Origin of the sequence: Nocardia sp. NPDC127606, from assembly GCF_042671725.1 — a bacterium.
Taxonomy (GTDB): Bacteria; Actinomycetota; Actinomycetes; order Mycobacteriales; family Mycobacteriaceae; genus Nocardia.
Genome location: NZ_JBHXWQ010000001.1, coordinates 1,102,851 through 1,116,388, shown reverse-complemented (window position 1 = coordinate 1,116,388; position 13,538 = coordinate 1,102,851). Strand labels below are relative to the sequence as shown.

Here is a 13,538-nt window from a genome sequence, read left to right as displayed (position 1 = left end):
CGTCGACACGATTCGCTACCGACCGGTGGTGGCCGCGCGGGCGACGATCCGGCGAGCATGGCTCAGGATCGGCGCGTCCACCATCCGGCCGTCGACGGCGAAGACTCCCCGCGAGTGCTCCGCCGCGTCCAATACGCGGCGCGCCCAGTCGAATTCGCCGGCGTCGGGGCGGTAAGCGTCGGCGATGACCGTGACCTGCGTGGGATGCAAGGCCACTTTGATGTCGAAGCCGGAGGCGACGGCGTCGGCGGATTCGGCGGCCAGCCCGTCGAGATCGGGGATGTCGAGATAGACCCCGTCGACAGCGAGCTTGCCGTGGGCTTTCGCCGCGAGCAGCGTGGCCGAGCGCAAATGCTTGGCGACATCGCGGTAGATGCCGTTCGGGTGCCGGGACGAGCTGCCGCCGAGGGCGGCGACGAGGTCTTCGGCACCCCACATCACGGCGATCACCGTGGGCGAAGACGCGATGTCGTCGAGCCGGCGGACACCGGCCGGGGTCTCGACCAGGGCGACGATGTCGTAGCCGGCCAGCATCGGCGGGATGTCGCCGGTTTCAGCTTTCGGGAGCATGAGCCTGCGGTAGGGGGTGCGCTCGATGACGCCGAGGTCGAGCTCGACCTGCGCCGAACCGAGTGGGTTGATCCGGATGATCGTCCGGGCCGGATCCAGTGCGCAGTCCCGGATCGCCTCGCGCGCGGCGGCTTTCGCCTCCTCGCCGACACCGTCCTCCAGGTCGAGGATCACCGTGTCCGCGCACGCCGCCGCCTTGGCGAACCGCTCGGGCCGATCCGCCGGACAGAACAGCCATACCGGGCCGTCCGATTCCCCGCTCATCGCCTACCTCCGCACGCCGTCATGCGCTGGTCACTTCGTCCCTCGATACACCTTCTCATGACGTTGACGATAACGTCATTCTCGCTTGTAACTCAACATATATCGGCCATGTTGATCGTCACAGATCCGTCGGAATCAGATACGATGGAAATGCGATTCTCGTCACTGCCGAGAGATTTGGAACGTCTATGACCGCGCATCACGCCACTCTCGACGTCCGGCCGTCGACGGTGCCGGCATGACGAGCCTGCCCGAGCACGGGCTCACCCGATCCGGACATGCCGGCCACGCGGCGCCGGGCACTCGGCTCGTCGCCGCCGTCCGCGTCCTGCACGAACTGGCGGTGTCGCCTGCCGACTCCGGTCAGATCCACCGGAGGCTGAGTGCGCTGGAACGCACCGGCCGGACCGAACGAGCGTGCGCAGACCACCGACTGTGCACGCTGGTCGACTATTCGATCGAGCACATGGAGCTCGCGGCCGAAGTCGCCCGGGTCCACGAGGTGATCGCCGTGGTGCCGGAGCTGGCGGAGATCCTCTGGATCACGTCCGCCTGCGCGTGCCGACTGGCGGTCGACCTCGCCGTTCCGCGGCCACCGCTGGCCTCGGCCGGCGTCCCCGGACTCGTTCGCGACGCCGAGAACGCGACGGCGCGCATGCTGGCCCGCTGGCGGCGATCGAGCGGATTCGATACCGCCCAGCGCGAACTCGGACTCGAACTGGAAACGGTCCTGCGTTCCTTCGAACGTATCGAACGTGCGCTGGCGCACGCTGACCACACAGAAACGGACATCATGGGAACACACACCACGGGCGACACCGCCGCACGACGCACCGGGGCGCCCCGGACCGCGGATGTCCGGTGGCGGCGGCCCGATGTCACCACTGCGCCACCGCAGCCCCCGGAGCAGCCTCGCTCGCAAGTGGTGCACCAGGTTCTCGACTTCTTCGAGAAGTGCCCGGACTGCGGCTATCCCGCGGAGGCCACCGAGACGCTGCGTGTGTTCGCCGACGGCCGCACGGACACGACGCTGCAGCCGACCTGCGGACTGCCGTGCGGATGGCGGGGAGCACCGCGCGAGAACCGCGGCCGATGAGCGCGTCGGCACCGGAACGTCCGGTGCCGACGGCTCAGTGCCCGCTGACGGCAGGCGTGGCGGCACCGACGCGCAGGGTCACCCGATCCTGGTAGAACGCCACGTGTCCGCGTAGCCGCGCGACCTGCGGGGCCGGGTCCTCGTAGCCCCACACCAGGGGCTCGTCGCCGTCGCCGTCGAAGCGCCAGTAGGTGGCCTCGCCTTTGAACGGGCATGTCGTGCGGTAGTTTTCGGCTCGGTGCAGCGAGACGCCGATGTCCTCGCGGGGTAGATAGAAGACGAGTCCGTGATCCTGCTCGTCGACCAGTAGGGCCCGCTCCGAATCCGCGACCAGCAGCTCGCCGAAGTGGACGGTGACGCGGTTGCGGCGGGCGTGGATGTCGACCCGGTAGTCCGGGCGAGTCACGAAGCCTGAGCGATCGGTCATCGAATCTCCTTCTGTCACAGCCGCGCCCGCGCGGGCACCGCGGCCTCGTCGGCACGCGGTCGGCGAATCATGGCTTCCTGGGTGAACGAGGCGAGCAAGCGGCCGCTCTCGGTGTGCACCAGTCCGCGAACGCACGACATTCCGGCGCCGATCTGGATGCTCTCATGGGAGTACAGCAGCCAGCCCGTCCACTCGACCGGCTCGTGGAACCGCACCGAGACGGTCATGACCGCGGTGGACAAACCGTGGTGCGCCTGCGCCGTGCCGATCCCGGGATGCGCGCGCAGGGCGGTGGACACCGACAGGTGCCCGGTGAAGTGGGCCAAGAGTGCCTTGCCCAGATCGTCGCGTTCGGGGACCGGGTCGTAGTGCAGCCAGGCGTGCAGTTCCGGCGGGCCCACTTCGTCGGGGTCGTTCACGTCGGCCACTCCGACGATCCGCAGATCCCGGCCGATCATGGGCATATTCGCGGGCAGTGCGGCCGTTGGACCAGGCACCTCGGGCCGCGGGACATGGTGGCGCACAACGTCTTCGGACGGTGCATCGGCCAGCACCGACACAGTGGCGCACCGTCGGCCCGCCTGCTCCACAGCCACCACCGTGCTCGCCATGGAACGGCCACAGTGGGTCACCTCCACGGTGAACCGCACCGGCGACGCGGCGTCGACCGCGCGGCTGAACACCGCGTGCGCCGACCGAACGACCTTGTCCGGCAATGTCTTCGCGGTGGCGACCAGCGACTGCGCCAGCAGCTGGGTACCGTCGACGACCTGTCGCGCGCCGCCGTCGCTGGTGCCGAGGAAGCAGCCAGGACCGTCGGGCTCGACGTCGAAGATTCGCAGCATCTCCGCGACGGACGACATCGCCGACTTCCGCTGATCCGGTGTGATCGCCATCTGACCTCCAGCGCGCGAGAGTCTCATTCTCTCATTCGAGAATGTATATTACACTCACACCATGCCCGACATGTGGAACGACCTGCTCGCGTGCCTGGAATTGAAGCCGGCGGCGAGCACCGGCACCATCGCCTACGAGGCCGCGAACCAGACCCTGCCCTACCACCGGGTCTTCGGTGGTCAGGTCCTCGGGCAGCTGGTGGTGGCCGCCCGGCTCGCCGTCCCCGACAAGAGCGTGAAGTCGCTGCACACGGTCTTCACCCGAGAAGGACAGTCGGACATACCGATCCGGTACGAGGCGAACGTCCAGCACGAAGGCCGTTCCTTCGCCACCGCCACCCTCCTCGCCTACCAGGGCGATCAGGTGATCGCGACGGCCGTTGCCTCGCTCCACACTCCCGAGGACGGCCCGCGGCGCCAGAGCCTGCCCGCTGTCGACGAACCGCTCGGCCCTGAGCACGCGGTGTCGTTTCCCTTGCTGCCGTGGGAGGCCCGCTCCACCGACGACCTCGACAGCACCGCGGCCGGTCCGCCGACCTACACGATGTGGATGCGCACCCCACCGGTCGCACCGGAACTGGGCGCCCCGCTGACCGCCTACGCCACCGACCTGACCCTGATCGGCACCGCGCTGCGCCCCGAGGACGGGATCAGCCACACCGGCAACGGCACCCGATTCCTGTCCGCCGTCACCTCGCACACGCTGTGGTTCCATCGCCCGGTGCGCAGCGATGCCTGGCAGGTCCTGCGCCAGCACAGCCCGATCCTCGCGCAGGGCCGCGTCTTCGGCCGCGGCGATGTGCTCACCGAGGACGGCGAACTGGTGGCGTCCTACGCCCAGGAGGCGATGTTCCGGATGCGCCCGTGACGCGGACCGGGCCGCCGACGCCATCGCGTCGGCGGCCCGGTCGCCCTTGCAGGGTCAATCGCTGGCCGGTAGCGGCGCCGCACCTTTCAACGCCAGCGGCTCGGTGCCCACGCTGAGGGTGCCCGCGCCCGCCTTCGTCACCAGGACCTCGGCCCCGGATTCGTCGACATAGCGCTTGCCGAGCACGTTCCCGTCGGCGAAAGCCGGGTCGGGCTCGTCCCCGGTCCGCTCGCCCCCGAGCGGAACCATCGGCACACCGCCCGCCCGCAAATCGTCGAGGCTGCTGCCCGCCTTCACCACGATGACTTCGGTGTCACACACCTGGCTGCGCAGCCGCGCACCGTTGTTGACCATTCGCGCTCTCTCCTTCTGCTGACTATCCGGCCGCGGTGCCACCGGGCACCGGTTGTGGGCTGTACTCCGCGATCAGGTCGCGGCGCAGGATCTTCCCGGTCGGCGTCGCGGGCAAGCTGTTCCGGAAGACGACCCGGTCCGGCGTGCGTGAGCCGCGCAGGCTCGCGCGGACGAAATCACGCAACTGCTCCGGGTCCGGGTCGCCATCGGGCACCACCACCGCGACGATGATCTGACCCCACTGCGGATCATCGATCCCGATGACGACGACCTCGCGTACCTGGGGGTGCTCCACCAGCACGTCTTCGATTTCGGCCGGCGCGATGTTCTCCCCGCCGCGGATGATGGTGTCGTCGGAACGTCCACCGATGTAGAGGAATCCGTCGGCGTCGAGCGCCGCCACATCCTTGGTCGCGAACCAGCCGTCGGCGTCGAGCACCGAGCCGATGCCGGCGTAGCGACCCGATACCTGGGCCCCGCGCACGTATAGCTCCCCCGTCGCGCCCGCAGGTAGGACGGCGCCGCTCTCGTCGCGGATCTGCAGCTCGATGCCGGGGACCGGATTGCCGACCGAACCGAGCCTGCGCGCGGCCGCCGGGTCGTCGGAGGTCAGCGCGGCACGGTGCTCGTCGGGCCCGAGAACAGCGATGGTGGAACTGGTTTCGGTCAGGCCGTAGGCGTTGACGAAACCGACCTCGGGCAGCAGGTCCAGCGCTGTCCGCAGCAGCGGCAGGGCGACCTTGGAGCCACCGTAGGCGAGGGTCTGTAGCGAGGGCAGTGTCGCGCCGGTGCGTTGCAGCTCGGCGACGACGCGGGCGAGCATCGTGGGCACGACGGTGGCGGTGGTGACCGACTCGCGGGTGACCGCGGTGATCCATTCGGTCGCGTCGAACGCGCGCAGGTACACCACTTTTCGTCCGGCGTACAGGTGCGACATGGCCGCACCGATACCGGCGATGTGATAGGGCGGTACGCACACCAGCGCCGCGTCCTGCGTTGCGGCGGAATCGAATTCGATGGTGCCGGTGATGTAGCTGACCAGGTTGTTGTGGGTGAGCTCGACCGCTTTCGGCGTCGAGGTGGTGCCGGAGGTGAACAGCACGACGGCCACCTGTTCCGGGTCCACGTCCACCGAGACCGGCTCGGCGACCGCGGCCTGTTCGAGGAACTGCGCCGAACGCATCACGGCCACTGCGGAATCCGGCACTTCGCGCGCGACGATCTCGTGGAACTCGTCGTCGCAGACGAGCAGCGGGGTGTCGAGTCGGGCGATGAGCGCGCCGAGGGCGTCGGCGCCGAGCCGGTAGTTCAGCGGAGTGAACGGCACCGACGCTTCCGCGGCGGCGAAAAGCAGCAGCGGTAGGAGGTGTCCGCCAGTTCCGACATAGACGAGACTGCGTGCGCCGGAGCCCGCCAGCACACCGGCCCCGCCCTGCGCCAGCGCCTTCAGCTCGGCCACGGTCCAGTGCACGTGTTCGCAGACCACCGCCCGCCGGTCCGGGTTACTCGACGCCGCCATGTCGAGCAGCAGCGAAATGCTCATGTCGCACCCTCTCCACCCGCACCGTTCGGCGGCACACTGCGGGCCGTCAAGGCAACCGGTGCCGTGATATTGCATTCTCTACAGAAGAGAATACCATATTCACTCACTGTGACTGCGAGCCGAAAGGGCGGACGAAACCCGTGATCCGTGTGGTCGATGTGTCAGCCGAACCGGATTTCGACGCCGGGGCGACGCCTGCGGGCGTTGTCATCGCGGTGGCCGACGATCCCGCCGCGGACGCATTCTGGCTCGACCACGCCACACTGACCCTGACCACGAAGCCCTCGCTCGACCCACGCGTGGTGACTGTGCCATCGGTCGCCGATGCGCTCGACCGGATCGACCGTGCGTGCACCGAACGCCCACTCGCTGCGGCTGTCTGCGACGACGTGCTGCGTGCCGGGCAGCCCGGAGTGGGGGTCGACCAGGGTCTGCTCATCGAATCGCTGGCGTATTCCACCCTGCAGGGCGGGCCGGAGTTCGCCGCCTGGCTCCGCGAGCGCGAAACGAAACGCCGCACAACCGAATCCGGCGATCCGCTGGTAATCCGCCGCGAGGGTCAGACGCTGCACATCGGCTTCGATCGACCGCACCGGCACAACGCTTTCGACGATCGAACGCGCGCGGCACTGCTCGACGCGCTGGCCATTGCCCGCTGGGACGATTCGATCCGCGCGGTCGAACTCACCGGCAACGGACCCAGTTTCTGCAGCGGTGGCGACCTCGCCGAATTCGGGACCTTCACCGATGTGGCGAGTGCGCATCTGGCGCGCACCCGCTACAGCCCAGCTCGTGCGCTGCACGCACTCGCGCAGCGTCTCGGGCCGAATCTGCGGGCCCACATCCACGGCCGCACCACCGGCAGCGGGCTCGAGATGGCCGCCTTCTGCGGCACCGTGACCGCCCATCCCGACACGGTCGTCGGGCTGCCCGAACTCCGGCTCGGGTTGATCCCCGGCGCGGGCGGAACAGTGAGCGTGCCACGCCGAATCGGCCGTTGGCGTACCGCGTACATGGTGCTGAGCGGGAGCGTGATCGACGCAGCCACCGCGCTGGACTGGGGACTGGTGGACGAGATCAGCGGGGTCACGGCGCGCAGTGGCGAAACGTCGTGACAGCCGCGGACTGGGCGGGCTGCGGGGCGCTGTGGCTGACCGGTGATCCCGACGGCGCACCGGATCAGAGCCGTTCCGGAGTCCTCGACCATGCACGCGCGGTCGCCGACGGGTTCACCGCGCGCACCGGTGTGCCGATCGATGTGGGTGCCGAACTGACCCGGCGGGCAGCTCTGCTCGGGTTGACGCGCCGGGGGCGGATCTCCGCGGGCGGGGCATCGCGGCTGATCGCGACGCGGGACGGGTGGTGTGCGCTCACGCTGGCTCGGGATGTGGACCGGGAGGCGATTCCGGCCCTGCTCGAGACCACCACGGTGACGGACCCTTGGTCGGCGATTTCTCATTGGGCCGCAGACGTTTCCGCCGCGGAAGTCACGGCGCGCGCTCGACTACTCGGGCTGCCCGTGGCGGCGCTCGGTGAGCAGGCTCCCGCCCGGCCGGTCATTCGACGGATCGGGCCCGCCGGACCGCCGCGGAGCCCGTCCGACTGCCTGGTGGTCGACCTGTCCTCGATGTGGGCCGGTCCGCTGTGCGGCAGGTTGTTGCGGGAAGCGGGCGCCACCGTTGTCAAGGTCGAAAGCCCGTCCCGCCCGGACGGTACCCGCCGCACGCCGCGATTCTTCGACTGGATGAACGCTGGAAAGCTCTGCTACTCCCTCGATTTCGATGAGCCCGAGGCGTTGCGATCCCTGCTCGCTCGCGCCGACGTGGTCCTGGAGTCCTCGCGCCCTTCGGCATTGACCCGGCGAGGACTCGGCCCCGATCTGCCTGCCCGACCCGGCCGGGTGTGGGCACGAATCACCGCGCACGGCAACGGAATCGGTGCGAACTGGGCCGGATTCGGTGATGACGCCGCGGTCGCGGGCGGGCTGGTCGGTATTGCCGAGGGTGGTCCCTACTTCTGCGCGGACGCGATCGCCGACCCGCTCACCGGGTTGGAAGCGGCACGGTCGGTCGTCGAGGCGCTGGCTCGCGGCGGTGGTGAACTAGTCGAGGTGTCTTTGAGTGCGGTCGCGGCCGAATACGCCGCGATACCAACGACTCCCACACTCCCCCGCCACGTCGCCACCCGGCCGGCATCTCCGCGGATCAGCGGGCGGGCGTCGGCGCCGGGTGCGGACCGGGACGTGGTCCACGCACTCGCATCAGCGCCGGCTCAGTGAAAACGGGTACTCATTGGAGATGCTCGGCCATCACGGTGGCGAGCTCGATGCCGGCCGCACAGCCATCCCAGTCCGGGTGGGGATCCACGACGGCGTACTCGAACTGGAACAGTCCACCCGAGGCCACCGACACCCAGATCTTGCAATTGCGGTGGCCGCTGTCGCTGCGATCATCAATGAGGAACGCGGGTCGATCCGCGATGGTGAGCGTCCGGAAGTTCTTCTCGGTGCGATTGATTTCCTCGAGCGGCCCGAATTTCTGCCGATAATGGGGAAGGAAATACACTTTGACCTGGCGAAGGTTCCCCGCCGCAGTAATCCACCTACAGTACTTGTCGTGGCCCGACAGGTCGACCGCCCCAGCGTCGGCGAATCCGAAACGGGCGAGGTCGTCGGGCACGAGCACCGTGCACGGGTGATTCACCAGCTGGGCCAGCGTCCACGGCGGGGATACCGGCGGTGGGGTGTCCGGCCCCAGAACTGTCGGCGGGGACGGTGGGGCCGCCGGCTCCGTGGTGTCGCATCCGGTCGTGGCGGCCGCGATGATCGATCCGATCGCCGCGACCATGATCGTGCGCCGCCGACCCTGGGCTCGCTTCGGCATAACCATTCCTCCCGCACACGATCACAACACATCCGGCGCGGATACGCACCTACGCCACCAGAGGTTTCAGTGCCCGAATGTCGCTCTCGGCGCGAGAGAAGTGTATTCTCGCTGACGAAGAGCGTATCCGTTCGAGTGGCCCATGGTTGATCTCCGTGCGCCAGGCAGGAGGCCATCATGGGCCTTTCCCCGCTTCCCGAGGACCAGTGGGATGACGAGGTCGACAAGGCACTGGCGCGCATGCTGCCCGCGGAGCGGCGCAATCCGGCCCAGGCGGGCAATGCGCTGTCGGTGCTGGTCCGCCACCCGGCCCTGACTCGCGCGTTCCTCGGCTTCAACGTGCACCTGCAGTTCAGCTCCACCCTCGAGCCCCGCTTGCGCGAGCTGGCCGTCCTGCGCGTGGCACACCGCCGCGACTGCGACTACGAATGGCAGCACCACGCCGCGATGGGCCGCGCCGCCGGGCTCACCGACGCCGATATCGAAGCGGCACGCCGAAACGGCACCGCGGCAGACGAATTCGATCGCCTGGTGCTGGACGCGGTGGACGAACTGGACGAAAAGTCCGCGCTGTCCGACGAGACGTGGACGGCCCTCGGCGCCCGACTCGACGACCGTCAGCGCATGGACTTCGTCTTCACCGTCGGCTGCTACGCCACGTTGGCCATGGCGTTCAACACCTTCGGTGTCGCACCGGATCCTACAGCTGGTTACCCGTAACCCTGAGCGAGGGATGCGTGCACGGGGGCAGAGCCTTGTACCTGGGATGCTCAGTGGTCGATGCTGGCCATATTCGCCTCGTCATGCCGGGCACCGACGGCCGGTGTCAGCTGGTTGAGCCGCACGATCTGGTCGGCGGAAAGGACGACGGCGTCGGCAGCGGTGTTCTCCTCGACCCGGGTGACTCGGCGAGTGCCGGGAATCGGGGCGATATCGTTGCCCTGGGCCAGCAACCAGGCCAACGCGACTTGGGCGGGAGTGGCACCAACCTCGTCACCGACCGCACGGACTTCGTCCACCAGCCGCAGATTCTGCTCGAAGGCTTCCCCGACGAACCGAGGATTGGTCTTGCGCCAGTCATCGTCGGGAATGTCGGCGGGCGAACGGAGCTGACCGGTGAGGAATCCATGACCCAGCGGGGAATAGGGCACAAGACCGATGCCCAGTTCACGCAACAAGGGCAGGAGTTCGTCCTCGGGGTCGCGGGTCCACAGCGAGTATTCGGTCTGCAGCGCTGCCACCGGGTGCACGGCGTAGGCCCGGCGGATCGTTTGCGGCGCGGCTTCGGACAGTCCGATATGCAGCACCTTGCCCTCGGCGACCAGCTCGGCCAGCGCGCCAACCGTCTCCTCGATTGGGGTATCGGGGTCCACGCGATGCTGGTAATAGAGGTCGATACGGTCAGTACCCAGCCGTTTGAGGGAGCCCTCGATTGCGGCCCTCACATTCCCCGCACTGCTGTCGATGACTCCCGGACCACCGTTGGAGTGCGAGACAATGCCGAACTTAGTAGCGATGACGACCTCGTCGCGGCGGCCCGCGATCGCCCGCCCGACGACCTCTTCGCTGTGAAAGGGGCCGTAGATCTCGGCGGTGTCGATGTGGGTGACACCCAGATCCAGCGCGCGGTGGATGGTGCGGATCGACTCGTCGTCATCCAGGCCTCCGCCGGTTGTGTAGGTCCCGGCCATGGTCATGGCACCCAGCCCGATCCGGGACACCTGTAGAGCTCCGAGAGAAGCGTGCTTCATCAATCGACTCCTTTGATGGTGGTTGTGGACGGGACGACCATCTCGGCCTGCCGAGGGCAAAGTAGCGCGACCTCGGCGTTCTTCCCTGCCTCCAGACAACACCGCGTTGCGCAGTCGAGACAGATCCTGTCGAGGGAGGTACTCACAGTGACCCCTTCAGCGTCCAGCCTGCATATACGCTCGACAGCATGGACGAGAAGGAGGCGGCGCGCACTGCGGTTCGTGAATTCCTCAGCACGCGCCGTGACCGAGTCTCGCCCGCCGATGTCGGTCTTCCGGTGACCGGTACCCGCCGCCGGGTGAAGGGGCTGCGGCGCGAAGAGGTAGCGCTGCTGGCCGGGGAGAGATGTTCGTTACACACTCCATGTGCCGCGACAGCGCATCACGCGTGAAGTTATGACCGTGATTTGTGGCAAGCCCCGAAGGGGTGCGGCAGCGGCTCTGTTTGGACGGCGAGGCGGGCGCGTGGTCTGGGAAGTAGTCATCGCGTGCCCGACTGCCTCGCCGCGTAAACGAGCATAGCTCTCGCCGAATCGCGGCTCGTCGGCCACGTCCGGCCCTGAAGGGGTGTGGCAGATCCCCGATGCCACGCCGGTGGTTCGACTGCGGAACAGGCGCGGGGCTTGCCCACAGTCGAACCAGCGATCAGCCGATTTGCTCGGCTGCGTTGAGTGTCTCGGCGGAGATGACTGCTCGTGCGCCGATGACCTCGATCCCGAGCAACATGTCATCGGTTCCGAAGTCCAGCACGAGGTCCGCCACTTCCAACGTGACGGTTTGCTGCCGTACCGCTTCCCCCGGTTCGATACGGCCGTTGAGGTAGATCATCGCGGCGTTGGCTTCCGCGTCGTAGGTCATCCGCACGGGTTCGACTCCTGTCGGGTTGGTTGCATCTTTTAGTTCCATCCTGTCGACACGACTGCGCAGCTTCCGTTCAACACAACCCATACTTTGTCCCCGACGTATTTGATCGTGTCCTCGCCTTTGCGCTTGTACCTCTTGCCAGTGCGGTTGGCCTGGGCGATGGCTTGGTCCATCATGTCTTCGGAGATGCCTCGCGATTGTGCTTGCTGGCGACCGTGGTTGGTGAAGCTGGCCACGCTGTTGCACAGCGCAATGAACGACAGATCCTCGCGCGCGACCACTAGCGCCGATGCGCTCGTACCAGACGACGGGCTTGCCTGGACGGGCGCGCCCGTGACAACTATGGCCCCTGCCGCCGCGATGACGGCGGTGGCGGCCCATTTCATGATGTGCATCGGTTCTCCCCTCGTTCTTCCACACCAACGGTGTGGAAGTCCCTTCAACGGCTTAGACGCCGCGAAGGTGGTTTCGGTTCCCTCGCAGTGGATATCGGTACGGGTCGGGCTGCGGTCGGGTCCAGTAGGTGGAGTGGTCGACGGTGCCCGGTTCACGATGGTGCGGGGCGTCGTCGTTGCTGCTGCGAGCGTCTACGGTCGATGGAGCTGGCCTACTGCGGCATACGCGCTCAGCTCCCACGCCGCGCGATGTCGTGGCGTGGAGGCGGAAAGTGGGGGCACCCCGTTGCCGTCGCTGTCGATGGGCGTGGGTGTCCAGCGGTGCGGGGCGATCAGACCGGGCGCGAGTAGCTGGTACCCGGCGAGCATGGCCGTGATCTCGTCCCTTCCGCGTGGGTGGTAGGCGATGCCCGCGCGACGCAGGGTTTCGGCGGCGGCCCGGACATGGTCGGGATAGAACTCGTCGGTGACATGGGTGAGCACGAGCCATGTCCCGACCGGGAACCGGGCGGTCAACGCGGCGAGCACGGCGGGGGCGTCGGGAATCCATTCCGCGGTGCCCGACACGCACACCGCCAACGGTGCCGTCATGTCCATCACGGCGGCGATATCGCTCAGGATCGTGTCAGTGTCGGTGATGTCGGTATCGGTGAAAAACCGGGTTGGCGGGTCGTGCAGCTTCGCGCGACCGTGCGCGGCTACGACGATGTCGGAGTCGACGTACAACGCCCGCGTGGTGCTGTTGTGTTGTTCGGCGATGTCGTGAATTTCGGGGGTGTGGGGCAGACCGCACCCCAGCTCTACGAACTGCGACACTCTGTGATGGTCGGACAGGTGTTCGACCGCGCGTCGGGTGAACCGCCGGGATTCGGTGATCGCGGCCCTGATCGTGCTACTCGCCAGGTTCTCGGCTAGCGCCTGGTCGGGTGCGTAGTGGTCTTTCCCGCCGAGGAACACGTTGTGCAGGCGTGCGGCGTTGGGCTGGCCGGGGTCGATCACGTTGGGTGGGCGGGTGGTCACGGTGGGGGCTCCTGCCGCGTCGTATGCGACGGAAGGCCCCCGACCGACTCCGGGTGTCCGTGGCGAGGGGCGCACGGTGCCGGAGTTGGTCGGGGCCTTCCAGTTACCAGTCATGTGGGTGGTGTGGGTGCTCCCGGAGGCCGGGCGTTGGCGGCCTCCGGGAGCGTTTCCCCACCCTCGAACCGGCGCGGCTCGGGGGGTCGCGGGTGTGGTTCGAGGTATTCAGGTGGTCTTGTGCCGTCACGGCCGTGCTTATGGCGGGCGGGTGGTCGGGCTGGGCGGTGTTGCGAGGTCAGGGATTGAGGTAGTCGAAACCGGCGTCGAGGTTCTGCGCGGCGGCGCGGCCTTTGTCGGTGAGGACGTATTTCTGGTCGGTGCGGTCGGGGCCGATGACGACGTATCCGTCCTCGCCGGTCACGGGAGCGAGGTAGCCGTGTCGGTACAGCCAGCCGAGTGCGTGAGCGGCGCTGTTGCGTCGTGGCATGGCCAGTTGTGCGTAGAGGCGTTCGGCCCACTGTGGCTCGCCGTCGTGCAGTGCCTCGAGGACCGCGCGTTTGTTGGGGGTCCAGGGTGCCCGGCGATGCGCTGTGATGCTCACGTACTTGCTG

16 protein-coding genes and 1 pseudogene are annotated in these 13,538 nt (G+C 67.8%); 6 read left to right on the top strand and 11 right to left on the bottom strand.

Annotated elements, in window-relative coordinates:
• Positions 1-15 precede the first annotated feature (15 nt).
• Complete coding sequence (locus tag ACFVJ5_RS05295) at positions 16-834, bottom strand: HpcH/HpaI aldolase/citrate lyase family protein (protein WP_379218624.1); 819 nt, start codon at positions 832-834, stop codon at positions 16-18.
• 238 nt (positions 835-1,072) lie between these two features.
• Here ACFVJ5_RS05295 and ACFVJ5_RS05290 point away from each other — a divergent pair, with 238 nt between their 5' ends.
• Positions 1,073-1,930, top strand: a complete 858-nt coding sequence (locus tag ACFVJ5_RS05290) for a hypothetical protein (RefSeq protein ID WP_379218623.1) — start codon at positions 1,073-1,075, stop codon at positions 1,928-1,930.
• Between the two features lie 34 nt (positions 1,931-1,964).
• Here ACFVJ5_RS05290 and ACFVJ5_RS05285 read toward each other — a convergent pair whose 3' ends face one another.
• Both ACFVJ5_RS05285 and ACFVJ5_RS05280 read right to left on the bottom strand, forming a co-directional pair.
• A complete protein-coding gene (locus ACFVJ5_RS05285) occupies positions 1,965-2,357 on the bottom strand; it encodes a DUF427 domain-containing protein (protein ID WP_379218622.1) in 393 nt (130 codons plus the stop codon).
• A gap of 14 nt (positions 2,358-2,371) precedes the next feature.
• Positions 2,372-3,253, bottom strand: coding sequence for an acyl-CoA thioesterase (locus ACFVJ5_RS05280; protein ID WP_379218621.1), 882 nt, complete (start codon positions 3,251-3,253; stop codon positions 2,372-2,374).
• A gap of 61 nt (positions 3,254-3,314) precedes the next feature.
• On the opposite strand from ACFVJ5_RS05280, the gene ACFVJ5_RS05275 reads away from it, so the two are divergent.
• Entirely contained in the window at positions 3,315-4,121 is an 807-nt protein-coding gene (locus ACFVJ5_RS05275; protein ID WP_379218620.1) for an acyl-CoA thioesterase, read from the top strand.
• Between the two features lie 54 nt (positions 4,122-4,175).
• On the opposite strand, the gene ACFVJ5_RS05270 is transcribed toward ACFVJ5_RS05275, so the two are convergent.
• Positions 4,176-4,475 carry a hypothetical protein gene (locus ACFVJ5_RS05270; RefSeq protein ID WP_379218619.1) on the bottom strand — a complete coding sequence of 100 codons (300 nt, stop codon included), beginning with the start codon at positions 4,473-4,475 and terminating at the stop codon, positions 4,176-4,178.
• A 22-nt stretch (positions 4,476-4,497) separates the two neighbouring features.
• Entirely contained in the window at positions 4,498-6,018 is a 1,521-nt protein-coding gene (locus ACFVJ5_RS05265; RefSeq protein ID WP_379218618.1) for a class I adenylate-forming enzyme family protein, read from the bottom strand.
• Between the two features lie 140 nt (positions 6,019-6,158).
• Here ACFVJ5_RS05265 and ACFVJ5_RS05260 point away from each other — a divergent pair, with 140 nt between their 5' ends.
• Together ACFVJ5_RS05260 and ACFVJ5_RS05255 are read left to right on the top strand one after the other, a co-directional pair.
• A complete protein-coding gene (locus tag ACFVJ5_RS05260; RefSeq protein WP_379218617.1) occupies positions 6,159-7,133 on the top strand; it encodes an enoyl-CoA hydratase/isomerase family protein in 975 nt (324 codons plus the stop codon).
• Positions 7,130-8,296 carry a CoA transferase gene (locus ACFVJ5_RS05255; protein WP_379218616.1) on the top strand — a complete coding sequence of 389 codons (1,167 nt, stop codon included), beginning with the start codon at positions 7,130-7,132 and terminating at the stop codon, positions 8,294-8,296. Before ACFVJ5_RS05260 ends, ACFVJ5_RS05255 begins: the two co-directional genes overlap by 4 nt.
• Positions 8,297-8,306: 10 nt before the next feature.
• On the opposite strand, the gene ACFVJ5_RS05250 is transcribed toward ACFVJ5_RS05255, so the two are convergent.
• Positions 8,307-8,864 (bottom strand): DUF3558 family protein, encoded by a 558-nt coding sequence (locus tag ACFVJ5_RS05250; protein ID WP_379218615.1) that lies wholly within the window; start codon positions 8,862-8,864, stop codon positions 8,307-8,309.
• A 213-nt stretch (positions 8,865-9,077) separates the two neighbouring features.
• Here ACFVJ5_RS05250 and ACFVJ5_RS05245 point away from each other — a divergent pair, with 213 nt between their 5' ends.
• Positions 9,078-9,620 (top strand): carboxymuconolactone decarboxylase family protein, encoded by a 543-nt coding sequence (locus tag ACFVJ5_RS05245; protein ID WP_379218614.1) that lies wholly within the window; start codon positions 9,078-9,080, stop codon positions 9,618-9,620.
• A 50-nt stretch (positions 9,621-9,670) separates the two neighbouring features.
• Here ACFVJ5_RS05245 and ACFVJ5_RS05240 read toward each other — a convergent pair whose 3' ends face one another.
• The gene (locus ACFVJ5_RS05240; RefSeq protein WP_379218613.1) at positions 9,671-10,651 is read right to left on the bottom strand and encodes an aldo/keto reductase; all 981 of its coding nucleotides are present in this window, start codon (positions 10,649-10,651) and stop codon (positions 9,671-9,673) included.
• A 188-nt stretch (positions 10,652-10,839) separates the two neighbouring features.
• Between ACFVJ5_RS05240 and ACFVJ5_RS05235 the strand changes: the two are divergent.
• Positions 10,840-10,992 (top strand): annotated as a pseudogene (locus ACFVJ5_RS05235) (transcriptional regulator); the annotation flags it as partial.
• Positions 10,993-11,296: 304 nt separating this feature from the next.
• Here ACFVJ5_RS05235 and ACFVJ5_RS05230 read toward each other — a convergent pair.
• From ACFVJ5_RS05230 to ACFVJ5_RS05215, 4 genes are all read right to left on the bottom strand, one after another.
• Entirely contained in the window at positions 11,297-11,509 is a 213-nt protein-coding gene (locus tag ACFVJ5_RS05230; protein ID WP_379219785.1) for a DUF2283 domain-containing protein, read from the bottom strand.
• A 38-nt stretch (positions 11,510-11,547) separates the two neighbouring features.
• On the bottom strand, positions 11,548-11,910 hold the full coding sequence (locus ACFVJ5_RS05225; protein WP_379218612.1) for a hypothetical protein: 363 nt from the start codon (positions 11,908-11,910) through the stop codon (positions 11,548-11,550).
• A gap of 192 nt (positions 11,911-12,102) precedes the next feature.
• The gene (locus ACFVJ5_RS05220) at positions 12,103-12,930 is read right to left on the bottom strand and encodes an SAM-dependent methyltransferase (RefSeq protein ID WP_379218611.1); all 828 of its coding nucleotides are present in this window, start codon (positions 12,928-12,930) and stop codon (positions 12,103-12,105) included.
• A 292-nt stretch (positions 12,931-13,222) separates the two neighbouring features.
• Positions 13,223-13,528: a hypothetical protein gene (locus tag ACFVJ5_RS05215; RefSeq protein ID WP_379218610.1), complete on the bottom strand. Its 306-nt coding sequence runs from the start codon at positions 13,526-13,528 to the stop codon at positions 13,223-13,225.
• Positions 13,529-13,538: the final 10 nt, after the last annotated feature.

What these genes read in the sequence shown, in the direction of transcription:
- ACFVJ5_RS05295 (WP_379218624.1), bottom strand. Translation starts at nt 834, where the DNA reads ATGAGCGGGGAATCGGACGGCCCGGTATGGCTGTTCTGTCCGGCGGAT.
- ACFVJ5_RS05290 (WP_379218623.1), top strand. Translation starts at nt 1,073, where the DNA reads ATGACGAGCCTGCCCGAGCACGGGCTCACCCGATCCGGACATGCCGGC.
- ACFVJ5_RS05285 (WP_379218622.1), bottom strand. Translation starts at nt 2,357, where the DNA reads ATGACCGATCGCTCAGGCTTCGTGACTCGCCCGGACTACCGGGTCGAC.
- ACFVJ5_RS05280 (WP_379218621.1), bottom strand. Translation starts at nt 3,253, where the DNA reads ATGGCGATCACACCGGATCAGCGGAAGTCGGCGATGTCGTCCGTCGCG.
- ACFVJ5_RS05275 (WP_379218620.1), top strand. Translation starts at nt 3,315, where the DNA reads ATGCCCGACATGTGGAACGACCTGCTCGCGTGCCTGGAATTGAAGCCG.
- ACFVJ5_RS05270 (WP_379218619.1), bottom strand. Translation starts at nt 4,475, where the DNA reads ATGGTCAACAACGGTGCGCGGCTGCGCAGCCAGGTGTGTGACACCGAA.
- ACFVJ5_RS05265 (WP_379218618.1), bottom strand. Translation starts at nt 6,018, where the DNA reads ATGAGCATTTCGCTGCTGCTCGACATGGCGGCGTCGAGTAACCCGGAC.
- ACFVJ5_RS05250 (WP_379218615.1), bottom strand. Translation starts at nt 8,864, where the DNA reads ATGGTCGCGGCGATCGGATCGATCATCGCGGCCGCCACGACCGGATGC.
- ACFVJ5_RS05245 (WP_379218614.1), top strand. Translation starts at nt 9,078, where the DNA reads ATGGGCCTTTCCCCGCTTCCCGAGGACCAGTGGGATGACGAGGTCGAC.
- ACFVJ5_RS05240 (WP_379218613.1), bottom strand. Translation starts at nt 10,651, where the DNA reads ATGAAGCACGCTTCTCTCGGAGCTCTACAGGTGTCCCGGATCGGGCTG.
- ACFVJ5_RS05230 (WP_379219785.1), bottom strand. Translation starts at nt 11,509, where the DNA reads ATGACCTACGACGCGGAAGCCAACGCCGCGATGATCTACCTCAACGGC.
- ACFVJ5_RS05225 (WP_379218612.1), bottom strand. Translation starts at nt 11,910, where the DNA reads ATGCACATCATGAAATGGGCCGCCACCGCCGTCATCGCGGCGGCAGGG.